This window comes from Bradyrhizobium sp. MV1.5 (genome assembly GCF_055807615.1).
This window is the reverse complement of the sequence record NZ_JBVVPL010000008.1, coordinates 128123-150909: the sequence shown is the minus strand read 5'-3', so window position 1 is coordinate 150909 and position 22787 is coordinate 128123. Positions and strand designations below refer to the sequence as shown.

24 protein-coding genes are annotated in these 22787 nt (G+C 62.2%); 11 read left to right on the top strand and 13 right to left on the bottom strand.

Going from position 1 to position 22787, the window contains the following annotated elements:
• Nucleotides 1-25 precede the first annotated feature (25 nt).
• On the top strand, nt 26-856 hold the full coding sequence (locus tag AC0L2J_RS10810; RefSeq protein ID WP_063993864.1) for an SDR family NAD(P)-dependent oxidoreductase: 831 nt from the start codon (nt 26-28) through the stop codon (nt 854-856).
• Between the two features lie 171 nt (nt 857-1027).
• Here AC0L2J_RS10810 and AC0L2J_RS10805 read toward each other — a convergent pair whose 3' ends face one another.
• Nucleotides 1028-1834 (bottom strand): lytic murein transglycosylase, encoded by an 807-nt coding sequence (locus AC0L2J_RS10805; RefSeq protein ID WP_473389260.1) that lies wholly within the window; start codon nt 1832-1834, stop codon nt 1028-1030.
• Between the two features lie 157 nt (nt 1835-1991).
• Between AC0L2J_RS10805 and AC0L2J_RS10800 the strand changes: the two genes are divergently transcribed.
• Together AC0L2J_RS10800 and AC0L2J_RS10795 are read left to right on the top strand one after the other, a co-directional pair.
• Nucleotides 1992-2930, top strand: a complete 939-nt coding sequence (locus tag AC0L2J_RS10800) for an OmpA family protein (protein WP_473389256.1) — start codon at nt 1992-1994, stop codon at nt 2928-2930.
• 609 nt (nt 2931-3539) lie between these two features.
• Nucleotides 3540-3776: a hypothetical protein gene (locus AC0L2J_RS10795; RefSeq protein ID WP_473389252.1), complete on the top strand. Its 237-nt coding sequence runs from the start codon at nt 3540-3542 to the stop codon at nt 3774-3776.
• Nucleotides 3777-3954: 178 nt separating this feature from the next.
• On the opposite strand, the gene AC0L2J_RS10790 is transcribed toward AC0L2J_RS10795, so the two are convergent.
• The 6 genes from AC0L2J_RS10790 to dnaG form a co-directional block, all read right to left on the bottom strand.
• Nucleotides 3955-4602: a non-canonical purine NTP pyrophosphatase gene (locus AC0L2J_RS10790; protein ID WP_473389248.1), complete on the bottom strand. Its 648-nt coding sequence runs from the start codon at nt 4600-4602 to the stop codon at nt 3955-3957.
• On the bottom strand, nt 4599-5291 hold the full coding sequence (locus AC0L2J_RS10785; RefSeq protein WP_473389244.1) for an SIR2 family NAD-dependent protein deacylase: 693 nt from the start codon (nt 5289-5291) through the stop codon (nt 4599-4601). The genes AC0L2J_RS10790 and AC0L2J_RS10785 overlap by 4 nt, the downstream gene beginning before the upstream one ends.
• Nucleotides 5292-5422: 131 nt before the next feature.
• Complete coding sequence (locus AC0L2J_RS10780) at nt 5423-6043, bottom strand: methyltransferase domain-containing protein (protein WP_473389241.1); 621 nt, start codon at nt 6041-6043, stop codon at nt 5423-5425.
• Nucleotides 6003-7589 (bottom strand): HTH domain-containing protein, encoded by a 1587-nt coding sequence (locus AC0L2J_RS10775; RefSeq protein WP_473389237.1) that lies wholly within the window; start codon nt 7587-7589, stop codon nt 6003-6005. Before AC0L2J_RS10775 ends, AC0L2J_RS10780 begins: the two co-directional genes overlap by 41 nt.
• Nucleotides 7590-7732: 143 nt before the next feature.
• Nucleotides 7733-9883 (bottom strand): RNA polymerase sigma factor RpoD, encoded by a 2151-nt coding sequence (gene rpoD / locus AC0L2J_RS10770; RefSeq protein ID WP_473389234.1) that lies wholly within the window; start codon nt 9881-9883, stop codon nt 7733-7735.
• Nucleotides 9884-10260: 377 nt separating this feature from the next.
• Nucleotides 10261-12270, bottom strand: a complete 2010-nt coding sequence (gene dnaG, locus AC0L2J_RS10765) for a DNA primase (RefSeq protein ID WP_473389232.1) — start codon at nt 12268-12270, stop codon at nt 10261-10263.
• 159 nt (nt 12271-12429) lie between these two features.
• On the opposite strand from dnaG, the gene AC0L2J_RS10760 reads away from it, so the two are divergent.
• A complete protein-coding gene (locus tag AC0L2J_RS10760; RefSeq protein ID WP_473389230.1) occupies nt 12430-12993 on the top strand; it encodes a chlorite dismutase family protein in 564 nt (187 codons plus the stop codon).
• On the opposite strand, the gene AC0L2J_RS10755 is transcribed toward AC0L2J_RS10760, so the two are convergent.
• Both AC0L2J_RS10755 and AC0L2J_RS10750 read right to left on the bottom strand, forming a co-directional pair.
• Nucleotides 12990-13388 carry a gamma-glutamylcyclotransferase family protein gene (locus AC0L2J_RS10755; RefSeq protein WP_473389228.1) on the bottom strand — a complete coding sequence of 133 codons (399 nt, stop codon included), beginning with the start codon at nt 13386-13388 and terminating at the stop codon, nt 12990-12992. The genes AC0L2J_RS10760 and AC0L2J_RS10755 overlap by 4 nt on opposite strands.
• Nucleotides 13389-13477: 89 nt before the next feature.
• Nucleotides 13478-14389, bottom strand: a complete 912-nt coding sequence (locus AC0L2J_RS10750; RefSeq protein WP_063993870.1) for a transglutaminase family protein — start codon at nt 14387-14389, stop codon at nt 13478-13480.
• A 91-nt stretch (nt 14390-14480) separates the two neighbouring features.
• Between AC0L2J_RS10750 and AC0L2J_RS10745 the strand changes: the two genes are divergently transcribed.
• Nucleotides 14481-15287 (top strand): N-formylglutamate amidohydrolase, encoded by an 807-nt coding sequence (locus AC0L2J_RS10745; RefSeq protein WP_473389226.1) that lies wholly within the window; start codon nt 14481-14483, stop codon nt 15285-15287.
• 11 nt (nt 15288-15298) lie between these two features.
• Here the strand turns inward: AC0L2J_RS10745 and AC0L2J_RS10740 are convergent, their stop codons facing one another.
• Nucleotides 15299-15919 (bottom strand): LysE family translocator, encoded by a 621-nt coding sequence (locus tag AC0L2J_RS10740; RefSeq protein ID WP_007614658.1) that lies wholly within the window; start codon nt 15917-15919, stop codon nt 15299-15301.
• Nucleotides 15920-16084: 165 nt separating this feature from the next.
• Between AC0L2J_RS10740 and AC0L2J_RS10735 the strand changes: the two genes are divergently transcribed.
• The 3 genes from AC0L2J_RS10735 to AC0L2J_RS10725 are packed head-to-tail and all read left to right on the top strand — an operon-like array spanning nt 16085 to nt 17371.
• A complete protein-coding gene (locus AC0L2J_RS10735; RefSeq protein WP_007614659.1) occupies nt 16085-16399 on the top strand; it encodes an ArsR/SmtB family transcription factor in 315 nt (104 codons plus the stop codon).
• Nucleotides 16392-16862, top strand: a complete 471-nt coding sequence (locus AC0L2J_RS10730; protein ID WP_473247134.1) for an SRPBCC family protein — start codon at nt 16392-16394, stop codon at nt 16860-16862. Before AC0L2J_RS10735 ends, AC0L2J_RS10730 begins: the two co-directional genes overlap by 8 nt.
• Nucleotides 16859-17371 (top strand): SRPBCC family protein, encoded by a 513-nt coding sequence (locus AC0L2J_RS10725; RefSeq protein ID WP_473389224.1) that lies wholly within the window; start codon nt 16859-16861, stop codon nt 17369-17371. Before AC0L2J_RS10730 ends, AC0L2J_RS10725 begins: the two co-directional genes overlap by 4 nt.
• An 18-nt stretch (nt 17372-17389) precedes the next feature.
• Here the strand turns inward: AC0L2J_RS10725 and AC0L2J_RS10720 are convergent, their stop codons facing one another.
• The gene (locus AC0L2J_RS10720; protein WP_473389222.1) at nt 17390-17611 is read right to left on the bottom strand and encodes a hypothetical protein; all 222 of its coding nucleotides are present in this window, start codon (nt 17609-17611) and stop codon (nt 17390-17392) included.
• A gap of 361 nt (nt 17612-17972) precedes the next feature.
• Here AC0L2J_RS10720 and AC0L2J_RS10715 point away from each other — a divergent pair, with 361 nt between their 5' ends.
• Nucleotides 17973-18779: a transglutaminase-like domain-containing protein gene (locus AC0L2J_RS10715; RefSeq protein ID WP_473389220.1), complete on the top strand. Its 807-nt coding sequence runs from the start codon at nt 17973-17975 to the stop codon at nt 18777-18779.
• Entirely contained in the window at nt 18779-18970 is a 192-nt protein-coding gene (locus AC0L2J_RS10710) for a hypothetical protein (RefSeq protein WP_473389216.1), read from the top strand. The genes AC0L2J_RS10715 and AC0L2J_RS10710 overlap by 1 nt, the downstream gene beginning before the upstream one ends.
• Nucleotides 18971-18997: 27 nt before the next feature.
• Here the strand turns inward: AC0L2J_RS10710 and AC0L2J_RS10705 are convergent, their stop codons facing one another.
• The gene (locus tag AC0L2J_RS10705; protein WP_473389212.1) at nt 18998-19771 is read right to left on the bottom strand and encodes a DUF2189 domain-containing protein; all 774 of its coding nucleotides are present in this window, start codon (nt 19769-19771) and stop codon (nt 18998-19000) included.
• Between the two features lie 312 nt (nt 19772-20083).
• On the opposite strand from AC0L2J_RS10705, the gene AC0L2J_RS10700 reads away from it, so the two are divergent.
• Entirely contained in the window at nt 20084-22312 is a 2229-nt protein-coding gene (locus AC0L2J_RS10700) for an ATP-binding protein (RefSeq protein ID WP_473389208.1), read from the top strand.
• Here AC0L2J_RS10700 and AC0L2J_RS10695 read toward each other — a convergent pair whose 3' ends face one another.
• The gene (locus AC0L2J_RS10695; RefSeq protein WP_007614669.1) at nt 22313-22756 is read right to left on the bottom strand and encodes a hypothetical protein; all 444 of its coding nucleotides are present in this window, start codon (nt 22754-22756) and stop codon (nt 22313-22315) included.
• Between the last annotated feature and the right edge of the window lie 31 nt (nt 22757-22787).

Here is a 22787-nt window from a genome sequence, read left to right as displayed (position 1 = left end):
TCGAGAGGCTCGACGGGGGATCATCATGACAGCAATCCGCGGCGCCGCCGCCATCACCGGAGCGGCAAGCGGCATCGGCCGCGCGCTGGCGATCGAGCTTGCGCGGCGCGGCTGCGATCTCGCGCTCGCCGATCGCGACGAGGCCGGGCTGAAGACGCTCGCGGCCGAGATCGGCGCCGCATGCAAGATCAGCCTGCATCGCGTCGACGTCGGCGAGCCCGACGACATCGCGCAGTTCGCGCGTGAGGCGACCACCACACATCCCGCGCTCGGCATCGTCGTCAACAATGCCGGCGTGGCGCTGATGGGCTCGTTCGAGGAGATCGACCAGGCGCAGATGGACTGGCTGTTCGACATCAATTTCTGGGGCGTGGTGCACGGCACGCGCGCCTTCCTGCCGCATCTGAAGACGCTGGGCGAGGCGCACATCGTCAACCTGTCCTCGATCTTCGGCATCATCGCCCCGCCGGGACAGTCAGCCTATGCCGCGGCGAAATTCGCGGTGCGCGGCTTTTCCGAGAGCGTGCGGCACGAGCTAGTGGTGGCGGGCAGCCCTGTCAGGCTGTCGGTGGTGCATCCCGGCGGCGTCGCCACCGCCATCGCCCGCAATTCGCGCACAGGGGTCGGCGTCACCGACAATGCGCGCCGGTCGCAATCGATCGAGCGGTTCGAGAACGCGGCAAAGACCACGCCGAGAGACGCCGCGCTGCGCATCATCAAGGGCATCGAGAGAAACGAGCCGCGCATCCTGATCGGCAACGACGCCCGCTTCATGGACCTCCTGCAGCGCTTCCGCCCGGCAACGTACTGGGCGCCGTTGCAGCGCAAGCTGGAGAAGATGGCGAAGGGGACGTGAGCAAACCCGTCGCCGTCGTCCTGGCGAAAGCCAGGACCCATAACCACCGAATTCAGTTTGGCGAAGACTGGCAGTTACTCAGCATGTGACTGTGAATCGTTGTAACAAGTCCCGCCTGGGGTAGTGGGTCCTGGCTTTCGCCAGGACGACGGCGGAGAGACATCACGCCCCTCACTGCCCCGCCAGCCGATCGGCGAAATACCCGATCGTCTTGCGATAGATCACCGCCCTGTTCCATTCGCGCATGGCTTCGAAATTGGCGGTGCCTTCGCCGTAGGGCTGGCCCATCTTGAAGCCGCTGGTGTGGAGCAGGTTCGCGGTCGAGGCGAGCACGTCGGGGACGCTGTGGCGGAGATCGACGTGGCCGTCGCCGTCGAAATCGACGCCGTACTTGATGTAGGAGGACGGCAGGAACTGGGTCTGGCCGATCTCGCCGGCATAGGCGCCGATCAGGTCGCGCAGCGGCAGGTCACCGCGCTGCACGATCTTCAGAGCGGCGAGCAGCTCGCCCTGGAACAGCTCCGTGCGGCGGCAGTCATGCGCAAGCGTCGCCAGCGTGCGGATCACCGGCAGCTTGCCGATGTCGCCCTTGCCGAAATCGCTCTCCAGCCCCCAGATCGCGACCAGGATGTAGCGGGGCACGCCGAACTGCTGCTCGATGCGTGAGAGCAACGCGGCGTGGCGCTGCAACAACGCACGGCCGCCGTTGATGCGGCCGGGGCCGACGCGGGTCGAGACATACTGCTCAAAGCTCTTGTTGAAGGTGTAGCGCTGGCGCCGGTCGAAGGCGAGCACCGCGCCATCCTGCTGCACACCGCTGAGCGCCGCGCTGGTCACGCTCGCCGAGACGCCGGCAGCCTGCGCTTCCGAGGTCATGCTGGCGACAAAGCTGTTGAAGTCGCCGCCGCAGCGCGCGGCTTGCGCCGATCCGCCGGCCAGACAGGCGATGAAGGCGATGGCCAAGGCGTATTTCGACATTCGGATGAATCCTACAGGGAATGGGCGGGGGAGCAGCGCGCGATCATGCCCGGGAACCGGATTCGCGTCAAAGCGGCAAATCCTCGCCAGAACCGATCGCTGCCTGCCTGCGACAAATCAAATGCGCTCGCCCCCTCCCCAACCGATCGAGATGACCATGCCTATGTCCATGTCGCGCCGCATGCTCGGCGTCCTCGCATCGCTCTCCCTCACCGTGACGGCCGCTTCCGCGCAGACGCGCGATGTGGCAGGTGGCCGCGACTATCCCGGCATCGGCCGGTTCGCCGGCAGCGTCATCACCGGCTATGTGATGAAGGATTTTGACGTAGCGCGGATGCAGGCGGCTCCCTTCAGGGACGGCCAGCCCGTCGATGCGCGACGGCTCGAGGGCCGCGTCTTTCGCATCGCGTATCGCACCAATCCCGGCCCCTCGATCCTGGAAGTGTCGCGCAATTTCGAGACGCAGCTTGCCAAAGCCGGCTTCGAGACCCTGCTCGCCTGCGACACCGATGCGTGCGGCGCCATTCCCTTTACTGAAGCTATCGACACGCTGCCGGTGCCGCAGATGTGGGTCGATGGTTTCAACTACCGTTACTACGCCGGCCGCAAGACCGAGGGCGGGCGCGAGACCTTTGCCAGCGTCCTCGTCAGCCAGAACAATCAGGACATCACAGCGCAGGTCACCGTCGCCGAGCTCGGCGCCATCGCGAACAAGATGGTGGATGCCGCCGCGATGGCGAAGGGGCTTGGCGAGACCGGTCACATCGCGCTCTACGGCATCTATTTCGACACCGACAAGGCGGTGCTCAAACCGGAAAGCCGCCCGACGCTGGAGCAGATCGCAAAGCTGCTGACGAGCCAGCCGCAGCTCAACGTCTTCATCGTCGGCCACACCGACAGCCAGGGCGCCTATGAGTACAATCTCGATCTGTCGAAGCGCCGCGCCGAAGCAGTCGCAGCCGAGCTGGTGAAGAGTTTTCGCATCGCTCAGGCGCGATTGCGCACTGCCGGCGTTGGATTGCTGGCGCCGGTCGGATCCAATGCAACGGACGCGGGCCGTGCGCTGAACCGACGGGTGGAGCTGGTGGCGCCGTAGGAACGGTGCATGCGGCGCGCGCAATGTGATGGGAACAACGCTACGTGTGGAGCGCGGAACTCATTATGTTGGGCATCGCAACTTCTGCACGCGGGGAATACGTGCAGGCAAACGCGCTTGCCGACAAGGCGCGCACCGATCGCTGCATTGCGAGAGGAAATATGAACAAAGTGATTTGGCTATCCAAGCAATGCTCTGACCCTGATCGAAACGCGATTTCGCGACCATTGCATGTCTGATGCGCTCGCTGCGACATCGCAGCCCCAACGATTTGCCTTGCCATGGCATGGCGCCGGTTATAAACTTCTATTCTAGGTTGTCGCCCCGCCAGCCCCGGGCGACACTGAAGACCAAAAATAAACGGCGGGCTTCGCGGCCCGCCGTTTGTTGAGGCAAGGGTGAGGCAAGGCTGAAGTTGAGGGTCCCCCCCGAAGGAGCGCATCGGGTTTTACGAAGCGTCGGACGCTTCCGCCCTGCATCCGCGCCGCTCACAAACGGGTTCGTCGATCGATCGCGCAGCCGGTGCTGCCGCTGCAGAGCCCGCGGCCGGCCCCCGGAAACCTGCCAAAGTCATTTGACTATGGCCCCCTGATCGACGAAAAGCCGGCCATGGCCAAAAAACCCGGAACCAATCCCAAGGGCGAATTCGCCTTTTTCAACGTCTTCTATGAAGACGGCTCCCAACGCTCCAACCGGCGCGTCCCCGCCGAATTGCTCGGCGGCCTCGACGGCGACGAGCCGGCCCGCGGCTTCATCATGGAGCAGGACCGCGAGATCGCCGAAAAATCCGGCCGCCCGGCGCTGGAGATCAAGAACCTCGAGCGGGTCGGCGCGAAGAAGAAATAGGCTCCGCTCGCGCCACGCGCGAAGCGTCGGAACCAGAATGGCGGGCTTGGGCCCGCCGTTCTGTTTCGATGAATGCATTTGCGAGGCTGGAGGCGGCGCTGAAAACCAACACAAAGGGTTGCCCCTGCGGCCGGTCGTTTTGAGGTTGGGTGGGCAAAGCCCCTCAGGCCGTGCCCGTCTAGGGAAATAGCGGCGGATCACCGATCCTCAGGCGGAATTCTAGGAACTTCACCAGCGCTTTAGCCGACTGCGATAGTTCTACTTTTCTCTTCAGGCCTAAGTTGGCGTCCGCAACGATCTCGGAATAGGTCATGCTTTCACCTTCGGGTATGAAAATCGGATCCCAGTAGAACTCCCGAACCCCGGCAGGCCGCTCCGCGAGCGTCCCAGCTGTCTCCCCCTGAAAGCACCGAACGCTCAGCCCATCGCAGTATCCAACTACAGCACGCGCGACCACTTTCCGTCCCTTGCTTTGAGTCTCGGAAATGAATTTTTCCGCGCCAAGCGCGTCCCACATAGGCTGGGTGAGCCCACCTGGATAATTCGCACCAAGATAGCTCTGAAAAATCAAGCCGGCGTGTTCTACGATACATGGAACCAGCAGATTTTTGTAAGCGGCTACAGCTTTGTGCCGAACCATCGCCTCGATATCTCGCTCAAGAGGCTCAGATGGCTTACCGTCACGAAATTCAAACTTGAAAGCCTGCCCTACGAGTACGCGACCACCAGTCGGGACAGTTATTGACACAGAGCGGCAAATCTCTTCGACTTCCGCCTTCTTGTAAGCACTCGTGGTTGAATAGACGATCAGGATTGCGGCCGTCACGACGATAACTCCGTCAACAACTCAGCAACAGCGCGCGTTCGATCCAAATCAAACGTCGAAATCACCTCAATCTTTCTCTCTCGAAACAGCTGCAATTCGAAGTCAGATGGATTTGTAACAACGATGTATGCTCGTTTACCTGCAAAGGAATGAGGCAGTTCACCGAACTTCTCATTCACTGTTCTGAACAGGTACGCAATATTTGGATCACGAAAACTATAGCCAACAAAAAGTATCGCCCTACCAAGTATGTCTGATCGGAGTTTGAGATCCATCGCGGATTCAAGCCGCATCCGTCGCTCGTAGTGAGATTCGGAGAGCACCATCTCGTCTGGCGCGTTAAAATCTCCATGAAATTTGATGACGTGAGTATCGTCACCGTGATTCAGATCTCTTTCCGATGTGGTGACTTGCACGGCCCTCCCATGCAGTCGAAGAGAGCACTCCAAGAAGTCGTCAAAATTCGTCGTGTAAAATAACTTGCACTTGGTCAGGCTCGCCAGCGCTGCATGGATTGTTGATTTATGCAGCTCGCCATCAGTCGGCTGCATTTGCGCGAATAGCCAATTGGTTAGCGGAGCAATACCGTTTTTCTTCAAGCGGAAGTACTCGAGGATTTGCAAGTCGGTCCCTCGAAAACGAAGAAGCTCCGGATTCTCGGAACCGAGTTGGCGCACCGCTTCATCCACCAACTCTGTCCAGGAGAGCCCTCTTCTCTCCACCCCACTCGCCATCCACGTTGCGGACATAGAGACGCCGGCGCCGACGAATGGCAAAACTCTTCCATCTCGATAAAGACGGCGCAGCTCCGGTGGACATATCATAGCGGCTTCCGCGCCAAAATTCTTGTTAGCGAATGGTGGTGGGGAATCTTATTGTGAGGATGCTCTTCATGCAGAGTTTCGTCGGAAAGGGCCTCGACATGCCAATCTTGATAGAGATCGACGTAAAATTTATGGGGCAACAGGCACGGCTCAAACCCAGGGTGAGCCGACAGATCGTGATCTCGATCATTAAATGAGCAGATTACGTGATAGCCGCCCGCCTTCGTTGAACTTGCGAGCCTTTCGTGGAGAGCCAAGATGTGAGCCATACTTGGCAAGCAGTGATACAGTCCGTACGAAATAACGACATCGTATTGCGCAGCAAGCAAGCAATCACTGATGTCTCCTTCCATCCATTCCACATCGACGTCCGAATGAAGAATCCGTGCGTGAGCTAACGCCACCCCTGAAATATCCACAGCCTGTACCCGAGCTCCCATCTTGGATAGGAACGCCGCATTCTTTCCTTCACCGCAGCCGGCGTCTAAAACAAGTAGATCGGTACAACCACTTAGTTTCGTGAGCAATTTTTGGACGTAACTTCCAGGCTCGCTCCCCCAGAAGCAGGGACAAAATTTATATCCCTCGTCGTATCCTCCTTGATTTCGCATCGTCATATAAATTCAACTCCGTGCCTAATCTGTCGAGCGCCGCATCGTACTCACTTCGACCTGTCCAGTTGTATATTATAGCATCTGCATCTTGAATGAGATAGCGCACGTCTCGTTCTACTGGAGCGTTGTAAAGCTCGAAGAACTTTCCCGGCGAAATACTTCTCCGCTCGCGAGCAGAGTACAACTTATACGCAATATCCGGTGCGGCTTGAACATAAACTGTCGCCACATCTCGGCTTGAGAACTCACGGATTAAATCCAGCGTTTCTCGATGTCTTATGCCATCTACAACAACCCGTGGAGCACCACTTGCATTAGCAAGATTACATATCGCGCGCGCCAATCTACGCGGACCAACCTTTGAACTGATAAATCGCTCCGCCGCTGCCTGGAACACGCGCCGGCTTGTGCGCGGTATGGGAGGCAGCTGAAGAATTTTCGCGAGGACCTTGCCGCTATTGATCTCTCGATAGTTGAGCCAATCGCGGAAGAACTCCGTTGCCGCCGACTTTCCTGATCCAATCGTTCCAGCAACAACAAGCAGATGCGCGCCGCCGAATGGTTTCTTTCTGATTACCCTATACGAAGGCTGAGACTCCACAACGGGGCGGAAAAAGGCTCGCCAGCAAAGCTGGGACCAATACTCAAACTCATTCAGATCGACTTCGTCTTTAGCTGTGTCAATCCATTCGAGCTGATTGATTGAGGCCTCTCCGCGACGAGGGCTCGACCATGCGATCCAGTCCTTCACCCTATATTCAAAGACCACAGCCACATGCCGACGTCCCACGTCTGACGAGTCATCATTGATCACACCGAGATAGCTTAGCTTCCCATCAGCCACGCCTTGTGAAATGTCATGACTAAGCTCTTCACCTAACTCTCGTAGCGCGCTGCTCTTGATACCAAGGTCATCATGAGAGAATAGCGTGTGGTCGTGCTCGGTGACGTGTCCGCCAAATCCGATACAACGACTTCCTCGAAGGAAGGCGGCAATATTGTTGTAGGAGCCTCGCCTAAACGAGAGCACTTTCTTTTTGTGCGTCACCAAGACGTACGTTAAGACCTGCTTTCGATCGTCCAGGGTTTCAGCCTGAATTCTGGGAATGTAGGAAACCTCGCCAGATCGAAATAGCTTCCCTAACATTGCTGGCTGCAGTAGCCGAAAACCTTGAAAATCTAGATACTGCTTATAATGCTCGCGCGGCACTGTGAGTGCATGTTCTAGCGGTGACGGATATATCCGACGGGCCGTTGTGAAGGGTTTGGCATACCTTGGCGCCTCTTCCGCTATTGAGAGCAAGTCCGAACTCTCGGAAAGGGGACTACCCAATAAATAGCGAAGATAAAACCTTCCTCTCCGCGTTCTGATGAATCTCGACTGTTCGCCCTTTTCGAGAATATCAATACTCAAGCGAGCTTGCATCGACTTTTGCGGAGTCTTGCTGTCCCAGCTCTCTACGAAGCCGTCCTCAATTCCAAGATTGACAAGATCACGAGCTCGTAACGGGAGCTTGTGCTTTGCCAGCACCCGTTCGGCAACTTCCAAGTACCTTTGGCTCCGCGCCATCTGGTCACTACGTTTTCTTTGGAGATGCTTGGTCCGCAATTTTCTCGATTGGAACAGAAACATAAAAGAAAAGGACGAGCAAAGCTCGTCCTTTTCGACTTCTGCACATTATCCAGTGAGGCTCAATTGTCCAAGAAGCTCCGCAGCTTCCGCGACCTGCTCGGATGCTTCAGCTTCCTTAGCGCCTTCGCCTCGATCTGACGAATACGCTCTCTCGTCACCGAAAACTGCTGGCCGACTTCTTCCAGCGTGTGGTCGGTGTTCATGCCGATGCCGAAGCGCATGCGCAGGACGCGCTCTTCGCGCGGGGTGAGCGAGGCGAGCACGCGCGTGGTGGTTTCGCGCAGGTTGGACTGGATCGCGGCGTCGATCGGCAGGATCGCGTTCTTGTCCTCGATGAAATCGCCGAGGTGTGAATCCTCTTCGTCACCGACGGGCGTTTCCAGCGACAGCGGCTCCTTGGCGATCTTGAGGACTTTTCGCACTTTCTCCAGCGGCATGCCGAGCTTCTCGGCCAATTCCTCAGGAGTCGGCTCGCGGCCGATCTCGTTGAGCATCTGCCGCGAGGTGCGCACGATCTTGTTGATCGTCTCGATCATGTGCACGGGGATGCGGATGGTGCGCGCCTGGTCGGCGATCGATCGGGTGATCGCCTGCCGGATCCACCACGTCGCGTAGGTCGAGAACTTGTAGCCGCGGCGGTACTCGAACTTGTCGACCGCCTTCATCAGGCCGATGTTGCCTTCCTGGATCAGGTCGAGGAACTGCAGGCCGCGGTTGGTGTATTTCTTGGCGATCGAGATCACGAGACGGAGGTTGGCTTCCACCATCTCCTTCTTGGCCTGGCGGGCTTCGCGCTCGCCCTTCTGCACCGAGTGCACGATCTTGCGGAACTCGATGATCTCCAGGCCGGTCAGCGCAGCTAACTGATGCACCTCGTGGCGGAGGTCCTTGATGCGGTCCTTCTCGTGGTGGACGAAGTTCTTCCAGCCCTTGGCCGACAGCTTCGAGACACGGTTGAGCCAGCGCGGATCGAGCTCCGAGCCGGTGTAGTTGCGCAGGAAGTCCTCGCGCGCGACGCCGTGGCTGTCGGCAAGGCGCATCAGGCGGCCCTCATGCGAGACGAGGCGCTTGTTGATGTCGTAGAGCTGCTCGACGAGTGAGTCGATACGCGCCTGGTTGAGGCGCAGCGACTTCACCTCGACGATGATCTCGTCCTTGAGCTTGCGGTATTTGCGCTCCTGGTGCGGTGAGAGCGAGGGGCCGTGCGAGGTGCTCTCGAGCTGGTTCTGGATGTCCTGCTCTTGCAGCTTGCGCAGCTTCTTGTAGCTGTCGGCGATCTTGTCGAAGATCTCGACGACCTTCGGCTTGAGCTCGGCCTCGATCGCCGCAAGCGACATCTGGTTCTCGAACTCGTCGTCCTCGTCCATGTCGGCTTCGGCGGCGGACTCCGCGGGATCCTTCGCGGCCTCGCCGGCATTGCCGGGCGCAGGCGCGGCGCGGAACGGGGTCGGCGACGGCGGTGCGGCCGGCGGGGCGACATGCGCGGGCGCGGCACCGGTGGCCTGGCCGCCTTCGGCCGGCGCTTCACCGGTCTCGCCGTTGGGACCCGCGATCATGGCATTGTTCATGCCGGCCTTGGCGTCGGGCCCGGCATAGGTGGCTTCGAGATCGATGATGTCGCGAAGGAAGATCTTTCCTTCGTTGAGCTCGTCGCGCCAGATGATGATGGCCTGGAAGGTCAGCGGGCTTTCGCACAGCCCTGCGATCATCGCCTCGCGGCCGGCCTCGATGCGCTTCGCGATCGCGATTTCGCCTTCGCGCGACAGCAGCTCGACGGTGCCCATCTCGCGCAGATACATGCGCACGGGATCGTCGGTGCGCTCGCCCGGCTCGCTTTTCTTGACCTCGGTGACGGCCTTCTGGGTGACTTCGACGAGCTCGTTGTCGGTCTCGTCCTCGCCGCTCTCGTCCTTGTCCTCTTCGCCTTCGCTATCGTCGGCTTCGGTGACGTTGATGCCCATGTCCGAGAGCATGGACATGATGTCCTCGATCTGCTCGGGAGAGGTCTGGTCGGACGGCAAAACTTCGTTGAGCTGATCGAAGGTCACGAAGCCGCGCTTCTTGGCCTGCTTGATCATCTTCTTCACGGCCGCGTCGGACAGATCGAGCAACGGCGAGGGCGCGTCCTGGGAGTCCTTCTCCGGCGCGTCCGCTGCCTTGTCGTCTTTTTCCTTGTCCTTCGCCTGCAGCGTCTTTGCCTTGGTGGCCATCCATTGCTCCTAAACGCGTTTCACACAGACGTTCGCCGCGCCCGCGTGAAATCACTTGAACCTGTTGCTCGATGCTCTCGCTTCGTCAGATCTCGACACGGAAAGGGCGGCGCGGACCTCTTGTCGCCACCCCCGACCTTTCACTCGCCGGATTTGCCTAACGCTTCGTAGAGCCTCTTTGTCGCAGCGGATGCAGGTGTAGTGCCAACAGCAATTGCGCGGATTCATTCCTGACGCGTCTGTTCTGCCTGCGGCCGCCTGGTGGCCAAAGTGCTACAAGACCGTTAAGCCTCGATTAACCCTGTTTTTGCCGCCAAACCTCGGATTTGGCGAGTCTTTTAGCGGTTCCGGTCCCGGCCGTCCGCATGATTCTTTCATCACACGCTCTTCTGGAACCGGCCCGACAGCTCGCCAAAACCCTCGATCAGGGCCTCGGTGCCGTCGACTTCGCCTATCCGAGCCTTGACGTCGCGCAGCCACGCCATGTTGGCCTCGCTGGGATCCTCCCCCAAGGCCATCTCGGCGTCTTTCAGCTCTCTAAGTAGTGAATGGTACTGCCGATGCAAGGCGACCAGCTGATGCCAGGTGGAGAGAACGTCGTCCCGTGCGGCGCCCTCGCGGGCGCCCCACACCGCCGCGGTCGTGATGCCGCCCTCAACCCGTTGAAGCGCTTGCGAAAATCCACCCTTCTCAAGGTCGCTGCGCATCTTCTCGGCGAGCTCGCCGGGGTCCGGCGAATGGTGATGGTCGTTGGCGAAGGCGGCGATGATGCCGGCCCGGAGCTTGTGAACCTCGGGATGGGCGAGCTCCAGGGCCGCGACTTCCTCGAGATGGTCGTGCAGCAGCCAGGGATGGTTGATCAGGATTTGCAGGATCAGGGCCTCGCGGCGGGAAATCGCGCTGCGCTGGCCGCGCATGATCGGGCTTGCCGCAAGCTGCGCGCTCGCCGCCTGGTAGGGTCCGGAGGGCAGCTGGATCGGACCGGGCGGGCCGCGGCGGCCTCCACCAAATCCCTGGCCGCCGAATCGATTCGCGCCGCCCCCACCACGGGGCTGGAACTGGCGACCCGGGCCGGGGCGGAAATTGCCACGGCCGCCAAAGCCGCCGCGCCCGCCTTCGGGGGCAAAGGCGCGCTGAAGTCGCTCGGCAAGATCCTGCCGATAATAGCGCCGCACCACCTCGTCGCGGATGCCGTTGGAGAGCTCCTTGATGCGCGCCTCCAGCGCGGCACGGCGCTCGGGCGTGGCGAAATTGCCGCCTTCGAGCTCGCGCGACCAGATCATCTCGGCGAGCGGACGCGCCGCCGCGATCACCTCCTCGATCGCGCCGCGACCGCCGGAGCGCACGAGATCGTCGGGGTCCTGCCCCTCCGGCAGCAGCGCAAAACGAAGACTCTTGCCCGGCGCCAGGAAAGGCAAGGCGAGGTCCGCGGCACGATAAGCCGCCTTCTGGCCGGCGCGGTCGCCGTCGAAGCAGAGGATCGGCTCGTCCGCCATCTTCCAGAGCAGCGCGAGCTGGTTTTCGGTGAGCGCGGTGCCGAGCGGCGCCACGCTGCCGGCAAAGCCCGCTGTGACCATGGCGATGACGTCGACATAGCCTTCGACCACGATAAGCGCGCTGCCGTCATGGGTGGCTTTGCGCGCCGTCTGGTGGTTGTAGAGATTGTCGCCCTTGTGGAAGAGCGGCGTCTCCGGCGAATTCAGGTACTTGGCCGGAACGTCCTTCTCCAGCGCGCGCCCGCCGAAGGCGATGACGCGGCCGCGCAGATCCGTGATCGGAAACATCACGCGATCGCGGAAGCGATCGTAGGGCACCGGGATGTCGTTGCCGGCCACCAGCATGCCGGTCTCGACCATGTCGTCGACGGAGACGCCGAGCTTGCCGAGATGCTCCTTCAGCGCGAACCGATCGGACGGCGCATAGCCGAGCCGAAACTGCAATTGCGTCGCAGGCGAGATCGCACGATCGGCGAGATAGCCGCGCGCCTTGGCGCCGACGCGCGAGGCCAGCGTCTCGGCGAAGAACTTCGCCGCGAGATCCATAACGTCATGCAGCGAGCGGCGCCGCTGCTCCTGACGCGCCGCATCCGGCGTCACCGCCGGCAGCGGCAGGCCCGCCATATTGGCGAGCCGCTCCACGGCCTCCGCGAACGGCAGGCCGTCGGTCTCCATCACGAAGCTGATGATGTCGCCGTGCTTGCCGGAGGAGAAGTCGTGGTAAAAACCCTTCTGGTCGTTGACGAAAAACGACGGCGACTTCTCCTGCTGGAACGGCGACAGCCCCTTCCACTCCCGCCCCGCCTTCTTCAGCTTGACGCGCTTGCCCACGACTTCGGAGACCGAAAGCCGGGCACGCAGCTCGTCGAGGAATTGGGGCGTGAAGCGCATCAGATTGATTTCTGGGGTGAGTCGGGCGTTTTGCCAACGAATAGGCATATAAGGATGGCCCCGGGAAATACGAAGCACTTGGGGCTTCTCCCGGCTATTCACAGGTCGAAGATTCGACAGAGGCCTTGAACCCGCCCCGGTTCCACGCTTCCATGGGCGATGTTCAGGACCTTCCGAGGCGGCCAGAGCGGGGGTTGGCGCATCACCTCGATTTCCCCGGTGACGGGCGAGCCCCTCGCGTTCATGCCGGCGCTGTCGGTCACCGACAGCGAGGCCATCGCGCTGCCGCTCGTGCCCTCGCGCAATGCCTGGCGGCTGGTCGGCGCCGCAAGCAGCTTGCGCTACACCGAGCGCGCCGAGAAGCAGCAGCTGATTGCCGTGCAGGCCGGCCTCGGCCGGCTGGAAGCAACCAGCGCGGCGCTGATCCCGATCCGCAAGTCGCAGGCCTGGTGGGATCTGACCCAGGAAGAGCGCCGCAGGATCTTCGAGGACAAATCGCATCACATCGCGAGCAGCCTGCGCTACCTGCCCGCAATTGCACGCCAGCTCTATCATTGCCGCGACCTCGGCGGGCCCTTCGATTTCCTGACCTGGTTCGAATTCGCACCCGCGCACGCCTCGCTGTTCGAGGAGCTGGTGGCGATGCTCAGGCGGACCGAGGAGTGGAGCTATGTCGAGCGCGAGGTCGACGTGCGCGCGGTGAAGGAAGTGCTGTCGGCCTAGTGATCGAGGAAGCGGCCGGATTCGATGCGCGGCAGATCGGTGACGGGCCAGTTGTAGATGTAAGTCCAGGCCGGTGCCGTCACGCCATCTGCGTCTGTCACGTCGACCAGTCTGCGCAGATATTCGGTCGGCTCCGGAAAGCCCTCGCCGCAAGCCTCGTACATGTCGAGCTCGCGCAAGAGTTCGTCGGGCACGCGCAGGTGAAAGAGTTCGCCGTGGACGCGGTCGGACGGCACATCGGAGAGCAGCAGCCCCGGATAGTGCTTCACCAGAACGAGCCGGCCGCCGCAGGTCGCTTCGCCCAGAAAGTCCGCGTGGCCCGCAAGCAGCCGCGCCATCGGATGATCGAAGCCGCGCATCAGCGTGCCGTAGACGAAAAGACGATTGGAGGTCATGGGGCTCTTTAGCTGCGAATGATGCGGAGCGACAGCGCCACATATTCCAGTGTGGTCCTGGCTTTCGTCAGGACGACGACGGTGAGCGGCTACGAAACCTCCGCTTCCAGCTCCTCGCCGCTGCGTTGCTCGTCCGACACCACCCTGATGGTGACGTCCATGGCGTCGAACGCGCCCGCAGGGCCGATATAGACGCCGTGCAGCGGGATCGCCTGGCGCGGATCGCGTGCGACCGCGACGCGGATGAGATCGCGGGTGCCGACGATGCCATTGGTCGGATCGAACTCGATCCAGCCCGCGCTCGGCAGGTAGACCTGCACCCAGGCATGGGTCGAACCACCGCCGACATGGCGCTGCTCGATATCCTCCGGCAGGAAGATGTAGCCGGAGACGAAGCGTGCGGCGAAGCCGAGATGGCGCAGCGCCTCGATCATGAACAGCGCGTAGTCGCGGCAGGTTCCGCTACCGGACTGCAAGGTGTCGAGCGGATGCTGCGTGCCCAGTTCGTGGCGCTTGCGATACTTGAACCGCTCGCGGATGCCGTGGGTCATGCCGCTCAGGATCTTGAAGGTCGGCGTCGGCGCGTCCTCGTCGAGAAAGCCGCGCGCCCATTCCGCGATCTCGCCGTCGGGATCGGTATATTGCGGCGTGATGTAGTGGACGAGGTCGGGAAACTCCTCGTCATCATACGCGAACGGATAGAAATAGGCCGAGTCGTCCGGCGTCAGCGCGAACTCCTCCACCGGATTGTGCTCGACGGTGACGTGCCAGTCGAAGACCAGCGCGTCCGCGCGCTCGTCGAAATTCGCGATCGCGACGGAATTGCCGAACACGTCGTGGATCCAGTGCAGCGACATCGGCTCGGGTGAGATCTCGAGCCTGGAGTCGAGCACGCGCAGATCATGCCCGTCGCGCGGACGCAGCATGATCCTGTGTTCGCCGAACGCCACGGGGCGGGTGTAGCGATATTCGGTCTTGTGATGAATCGTCAGCAGCGGCATCGTCAGGCAATCATGGTGATGTCGGGCGGACCAATCTATAGCAATCCCGCCCGATTCTTCGGGGTGACTGCTGTTTCATTAGGCAATCAGGATGGCTTTAGACACAATCGAGGCGACCAATCAACTCCTCGGCGAGGGTGACGTCCTTCCGGTGCACGAGGTGAATGCGCAAGGGACGTCGCCTTTTTTGCTCACCTCGGACCACTACGGACGGGTCCTGCCGGCTGCGCTGGGCGATCTCGGCGTCGCGGGAGGCGAGCTAACGCGGCATATCGCCTGGGACATCGGCATCGCGGGGGTCGCCGACCGGCTGGCAGAGATGCTGGGCGCACATCTGATCGCCCAGCGCTATTCGCGGCTGGTGATCGACTGCAACCGCCCGCCCGCCGCAATGAGCTCGATCCCCGTGATTTCCGAAGCAACCGCGATCCCGCGCAACGAGGGAATTTCGGAGCAGGAGCGCAAAGCGCGCAGACACGAGATTTTCGAGCCCTATCACCGCCATATCGATGCCGCGATCGACCGCCGCGTGCACGACAAGCGGCCGACGGTGCTGGCGTCGCTGCACAGCTTCACCCCCGTTTACGCCGGCGTCGCGCGTCCCTGGCACATCGGCGCGCTCTACAATCGGGACACCGTGCTGCCGCAGCTGCTGCTCAAGCATCTGCGCGGCCAGGGCGATCTCGTCGTCGGCGACAACGAGCCCTACGCGGTGGACGACCTCACCGACTACACCATCCCCGTGCACGGCGAAGCCCGTGGTCTCGTCAACACCGGCATCGAGATCCGCCAGGATCTGATCGCCGACCAGTCCGGCCAGCAACAATGGGCCGAGCGGCTGGCGCGGATTTTTGCAGAGATCGAGCTGGAGCTGCGGGCGCAGAGGCTGGTCGACTAGCCCGATGGCGGCTATTTCGCCCTGGTCAGCGCCAGCCAGATGCCGCCGCCGATCATGAAGCCGCCGGAGATGCGCGACATCATGCGGGTGCGGCGAGCCGAAAAGAACTTTCGAGCCCGCCCCGCGGCGATGGCGTAGAGCGCGTCCGTCATCACCGCAGTGACCATGAAGGTGGCCCCCAGCAGCGCGACCTGCGGGAAGTGGTCGCGGTTCATGTCCATGAACTGCGGGATGAAGGCGCCGAAGAACACCAGCACTTTCGGGTTCGACAGCAGCACCAGGAAACCTTGCAGGAAGAATCCGCCGCGCGGCGGCGCCGGCGGCTGGTCCACATTGACGCCCTCGACCGGCGCCCAGATCAGCTTGACGCCGAGCCAGACCAGATAGGCGGCGCCGGCAAAGCGCACCCAGTCGAACCAGTAGCCCATGGTCGCCATCAGCGAGGTCAGGCCGACCGCGACGATGCCGATGACGATGGCGAGGCCGGCCTGCGCACCGGCCACATTGGTCAGCGCCGCACGCGTGCCGTGGCGCAGCCCGTTGGCGATGACGAGGGTGACGATCGGCCCCGGCAGCAGCGCGAGCGCGACGCAGGCGGCAAGGAAGGCGAGATAGGCTTGCAGAGACATCATGGGGAGGACTCGCTGACAGCGGTTTGGGGCATTAATGCATGGCACTCATTTTCCGTCCAGCGCCGCCGTCACCCACGTCTTCGTCTCGCGTCTCCAGGAACACGAGCACCACGCGCTACATCACCATCTTGACAGGCAACCATTCGGTTGCATATTATCGCGGCCATGGATGAGGTCTTCAAAGCGCTCGCCGATGCGTCACGACGGTCGCTGCTCGACAGGCTTCACGCCAGGAACGGCCAGACGCTGAACGAGCTCTGCGAAGGTCTCGCGATGACGCGCCAGGCGGTGACCAAGCACCTTGCGATTCTGGAAGAGGCCAATCTGGTCACGACCATCAGGCACGGCCGGGAGAAGCTGCACTATCTCAATCCGGTTCCGATCCATCAGATCGGCGAACGCTGGATCAAGAAATTCGAGCGCGGCAAGCTCGCCGCACTCGGCGAGTTGAAACGCCAGTTGGAGAAGCGTGATGAGTAATCCGCAATTCGTCTATGTCACCTACATCGAGACCACGCCAACGAGATTGTGGGAGGCGCTGACATCGAGCGAGTTCACCAAGCAATACTGGTTTGGCGCTGAGGTCAGATCCGACTGGAAAATCGGCTCCCCTTTCGCGCTGCTGCTGGACGGCGAGACTACCGATTCCGGCGAGATCCTCGAAGCCGATCCGCCGCGGCGGTTGTCCTACAGCTTCAAGCACCAGAAATACGAGGAGCTGCGCGGCGAACCGATATCGCGCGTCGTGTTCACCATCGAACCGTTCGGCTCGCTCGTGCGTTTGACCGTGCTGCATGACGGCTTCGTCGAAGGCGGCAAATATCTCGGCGCCGTTTCCAACGGCTGGCCGGCGATCCTGTCCGGTCTCAAGAGCCTGCTGGAAAGCGGCAAAGTGCTGGCCATTCCGCGCGCAGCCCTCAACAAGGGATTCGATGCAAGATGAACCTCGATCAGTTCAAGCCGCTCACCGTCTACACGATTTACATCGCCGCGACGCCGGACAAGGTGTGGGAGGCCCTGACCTCCGCCGAGTTCAGCCGCAAATATTTTTCCGGCTTTGCGGTTGAGATGGAGCCAAGACTCGGCGGCAAATTCGTCGTGCGCGCGCCTGACGGATCGGAACACATCTCGGGCGATGTGTTCGAATACGATCCGCCGAACAAGCTGACGGTGACGTGGAACGTCAACTGGCCCGACCTCGTCGCGAAGCTCGGCACCACGCTTGTCACTTACGAGATCGAACAAGCCGGCGAGGCCGTCCGCCTCACCATGAGCGAACGTCACGATCGTTCGCTCAGCGACGACATCCTGTCCGGCGGCCGCACCGGCTGGCCCGCAATCCTGTCGGGGCTGAAGAGCCTGCTGGAAACGGGCAAGGCGCCGCAGATCAAGATGGCGCCGCCGGCGCAGATGCTGGAAGCGTTGAAGGCAATGGGTATCAAGACGCCGTAGCGGGCGAACTCCGCGCCGTCATCGCTTCTTCTTCACCGGCGGATTGATTTCGTCGATCTTGCGACTGCAATCCGCTTCCGAATCGTGCGGGCCCGAGACAAAGGTCCCGCTGACCTTGATCGCGTACCAGCCCGACTCGACGCCGAGCCGGAGCGCTTCTTCTGTCTTGACGTGCCGTGGCGAGAGAGCTTGCATCGGTTGAGTTTGCATCGGGTGCTTTCGGTTGGCGTTCGATCTCATGATCGATCGCGGTGAAACCTTCAGGCGTCTGCGGCACGAGGCTGCCGCGTCCAACTCACCCGCTGGAGCGGGCAATATGCGCGACGACCGCTGTTACGACGTCGCTACGGGTCGGCTCCGCCGGTGCGAGGGAATGAGGCGCTTCACGTCGCGCGAATAGTCGTGGCGCTGCATAGGCGCAGAAACGACAGATCTTTCGACATTCCCGCACCGTGCGCGCAATCGCAGCAATTAGCTATCGTTTTCTCGCCCGTGTCGCGCTTTTGAGGCGCCAAATGCCCCGCGCGACCGAATAGGCCGTCAAAGCCTTGTGATCGGCCGCTTCGTAGCCATGTTACGAGCTTAGCCAAGGGAAAATCGTATGAAGCTCCGCGTCGGGTTTGAGATGCTGTACGAATTCCCGCAGCCCACGCCTATGATCATGGTGTTGGGCACGCACTTCACCCGCGCCTCCGACGTCATCGTGCCCGACCTGCTGACCACGAGACCCTCGGTGCCGATCACCCCCTATCGCGACCTCTTCGGCAATTGGTGCAGCCGGATCGTGGCGCCGGCCGGCGCCTTTCGCCTTGCCGGCGATGGGGTCGTGAGCGACAGCGGCCTGCCCGACCCGGCGTTTCCGAACGCAGCTCAGCACGCCGTCGAGGCGCTGCCGACCGACACGCTCGTCTATCTGCTCGGCAGTCGCTACTGCGAAACCGACCGCCTGTCGGATATCGCATGGAAACTGTTCGAGCACACTCAGCCGGGCTGGGCGCGGGTCCAGGCCATCTGCGATTTCGTTCATCGTCACATCGCTTTCGGCTATGAGCACGCACGCGCAACCAAGACGGCGCGGGAGGCCTACGACGAAGGCAAGGGGGTGTGCCGCGACTATGCTCATCTTGCCATCGCGTTCTGCCGCTGCATGAACATCCCGGCGCGCTACTGCACCGGCTATCTGAGCGACATCGGCACGCCGAAGCCCTGGGCCGTGGGAGATTTCGCCGGCTGGTTCGAGGCTTATCTCGGCGGAAGCTGGCACATGTTCGATCCCCGCAACAACACGCCCCGGATCGGCCGCGTGCTGATCGCGCAAGGACGCGATGCCGCGGACGTCCCGATCACCCAGACCTTCGGTCCGAATAAGCTGGTCAATTTCAAGGTATGGACCGACGAGGTTGCCTGATGGCAGACAGCAGCGTTGCGCTCAGCGCCAATGAATTTGCGTCCTTGGCCGAGATCGCCAAGGGCAAGGCGCAAGGCGAAATTCCGCAAGCGCACGGCGAGCGCCTGACCAACCTCGGTTATGCGATCAGGCGCCTCGGCGCCCTCGAACTGACCTCATCCGGCGCGCGCCGGCTGGCAACGGGCGAATAGCTCGCTGCCGTTGCGTCCGGCTGCCTGTTACGCCACCGGCACCACGATCCGCCGATAAAGATGCCAGGTCGCGTGCCCGAGCACGGGCAGCGTCACCACCAGCCCCAGAAAATACGGCAGCGCCGAGACGATCAGGACCATCACGATCACCGCGGCCCAGCCAATCATCGGCAGCGGGCTGGCCACGACCGCGCGCACGCTCGTCACCATCGCCGTGACGAAATCGACCTCACGATCGAGCAGCAGCGGAAACGACACCACGGTCAGCGAAAACAGGATCAACGACAGCACCGCGCCGACCGCATTGCCGATGCCGAGGAACAGCAGGCCCTCGTTCGTGGTCAGCACCACCGTCATGAATTCCTGCAGGCTCGAGAACGAGGCATGCAGGCCGAGCAGCAGCGCAATCAGAAGCCGCACCTGATACATCCAGACCACGAACACGAACAGCGTGACGAAGGCCATCCAGCCGATCTCGCTGCGCGCGCGCACGGCCGACCAGATCGCGCCGGGCGAGACGGGGTCGCCGCGCTCGCGACGGCGGCTGACTTCGTAGAGACCGATCGCCACGAATGGCCCGAGCAGCGCGAAGCCGGCGGCGAGCGGATAGACCAGATAGACCATGCCGAACGCGGTGAAGCACAGCATGATGGCGATGCCGCCGGCGGCGTAGAGCCCGCCGAAGCAGAGGCCGTAAAGCGGCAGCGCCTGGAAATCACGCAGGCCCTCGACCAGCGCCTCGGCGATATCGGTCGCCGCGACGGGACGCACCACCGGATCGACCTTGCCCGAAATAGACATCAGCTTCCTCCTCGTTGGACAGCGCGATCTTCGTCGCACGCGGATTGACATCGATCTTAGCGTCCCCGCAGCCGGCACGCACGCGAGTTGGCGGCCGGACGACGGTATCCCGAAGCCGCCGGCGCAGACCCGGGAAAACCGCCGCGCCGTCGGCGGCGCTCCCTTCAGGAGGCTCATCCGTGGTGCACGCGGCCCGAAATCTTTCCCCGTCGAGGACTTTTTCGGCCCCTTGCCTATGGACTGAGCGGAGGGTGGTGCCGCAAATTGGGTCTTTGAACGAACGCGCGATGACCAGGATGGACCGTCCCACCGATGAGCTTGCGTACCCGGCTACTGATACTCGTCATCGCGGCCATGCTGGTGCCGGCGAGCCTCGTCGGGTTGCGTTTCGTGCAGAACCGGAGCAGCGAAATCAACGCCGCCCTAGCCAATCTGGCAGCCTCGGCCGACGACATTGCGAGTGATCTGGGCGAGAAGATTCAAGGCACCGCGCAGCTTCATTACGGTCTGGCCCGTGCGCGCGACCTCGACACGCGCGACAAGGCGGCGTGCTCGGCGTTTCTGTCGGATGTGCGCGAGGAATACCCTCAGTTTACGGGAATCCTGACCATCGATCCGGACGGCAGCCTGTTCTGCGACTCGCTGCGGACCAACCGCACCCTCGATCTGAGGGATCGCGCCTATTTCAGGCAGGCCCTGGTCTCGCGCAGCGTCGTGGTTGAGCCGGTATTCGGCCGGCTGACCGGAACATCGGTGCTCCAGATCGCATATCCGGTGCGATCGGAGGCGGGCGCGCTGAAGCTGGTGCTGCTCGCCTCGTTCAACCTGCGCAAATTCGCCGAGTATCACCACAAGCGGCTGCTCGCCGAGAAGGATATCCTGCTCATCGACGCCAAGGGCACCGTTCTCGTCGCCCCCTCGACAGCCGGCTGGTCCGCGCCCGTGGGCGCGTCGATTGCAGGATCCGACCTGCTCCGCTTCGCGACGGCTCCCGATCAAAAAGCATTTCAGGAAGTGACCGATCGCGACGGCCGCACGCAGGTCTGGGCCGTCGCCCACTCGCCTTCGATCCGTGATGCCGGCCTCTACATCCTGGTCGGACGCTCCAAGGACGGATTGGTCGCGGCGGCGAATCGCCGGCTCTACGAGGACATGGCGATCCTCGCGGTGGCCTTGCTGCTGCTGCTGGCCGGCGTATGGATCCTCGCGACAGTGAGCGTCGGCCGCCAGGTCGGGCGGCTCGCCAACATGGCGAAGAGACTCGGGCTCGGAGATCTCAGCGCGCGAATTCCCCCTCCCCATCCGCTTGGCGAGCTGGGCGGATTGATGACCCTGCTCAACGGCACCGCCGAGTCGCTCGAGCAGCAACGCGCGGCCATCGCGGACCTCAACCAGAAGCTCAGCCAATCCCAGAAGATGGAGGCCATGGGCCAGCTCACCGGCGGCGTGGCGCATGATTTCAACAACCTCCTCACCGTCATTCTCGGCAATTCGGAGCATCTTGCCGACAGGCTGGCGGGGAACAAGGAGTTGCACCGGATCGCCGGCGACATCGCGACAGCCGCCGAGCGCGGCTCCGACCTGACGCGGAGCCTGCTCGCCTTCGCGCGCAAGCAGCCCCTGAGGCCGCGAGACATCGACATCAGCGAGAAGATTCAGGAGATGGAGCAGTTGTTGCGCCGCCCCCTGGGCGAGCACATCGAATGCACCTTCGCGCTCGAACCGGATGTGGGGTTGACCAGCGTCGATCCCGGCCAGCTGACGACTGCGCTGCTCAATCTCGTGCTCAACGCGCGCGATGTCATGCCGTTGGGCGGCAGGCTGACCATCGAGGCGCGCAACGCCTCGCTCGGTGAATCCGACCTTGACGTCAACGGCGAGCCGCGACCGGGCGACTATGTCATGGTGGCCGTGACCGACACCGGCAGCGGCATGACCGCCGAGGTGGCGAGCCGGGCGTTCGAGCCGTTCTTCACCACGAAGGAGGTCGGCAAGGGGACCGGGCTCGGCCTGAGCATGGTCTACGGGTTTGTGCGACAGTCCGGCGGACTGGTGCAGATGCAGTCCGCGCCGGGACAAGGCAGCACCGTCAGGCTGTTCTTTCCCCGCCTGGCAACGACGCCGAACGAGCATCCGTCACCCGCCGAAGAGATCGTCGCGCGCGAAGGAAGCGAGACCATTCTCGTCGTCGAGGACAACGACATGGTTCGAACTTATGTCGAAAGCGAGCTGAAGACGCTCGGCTATCGCGTCATCACGGCCGCAAGCGGCCCGGCGGCGCTCGACGTGTTGCGCCAGTCCGGCGACATCGACCTGCTGTTCACCGACGTCGTGATGCCCGGCGGCATGTTCGGGCCGGAGCTTGCCAGGCAAGCAATCCAGTTGCGGCCCGGGCTCAAGGTGCTCTTCACCTCCGGCTACAGCCAAAATCCGGTCAAGGCGCCCGATGGAATCGGCGATGCCCGCATCCTGACCAAGCCGTTCCGGCGGCGAGACCTCGCCGCGATGCTGCGGTCCGCGCTGTCGACGCCGTCGCGGTAGTCAGGAGCGCGACGCGAGGAGAAGCGCCGCACCCAGATTGGCCACGAACAAGGCCGCGTCGATGACGAAGATCCTGAGCATCGGGCCCTTCAACACGGGCCAGTAAGCCACTCCGACGCGTCCTCCTCGCAGCAGGACCGGAAGGTTGTAGGCGAACTGGCTGAAATGGCAGGCGGCAAAGAACAGGAACAGCACCAGCTGCGCTTCGACCGGCTGGAAGAAGACCGGTCGGGCTGCCAGAAGATAGAGCGACAGAAGGCCGATCGGCAGATTGATGCCGCCGAGGAATGCCACGCTGGCCGACAATGTCGGCGCGATCGGATTGGCGCGCTCCTCGCGCGGTACGAGAATTTTCAGCGTGTTGGCTTGCGCAATGCTGAACTGGATGAAGGCGCCGCCGAACCAGAGCGCGTTGAGGAGCAGCACGATATCCGAAAGACGCATGGCGGAGCCCTCCCACGGCTCGTTGGCCAGG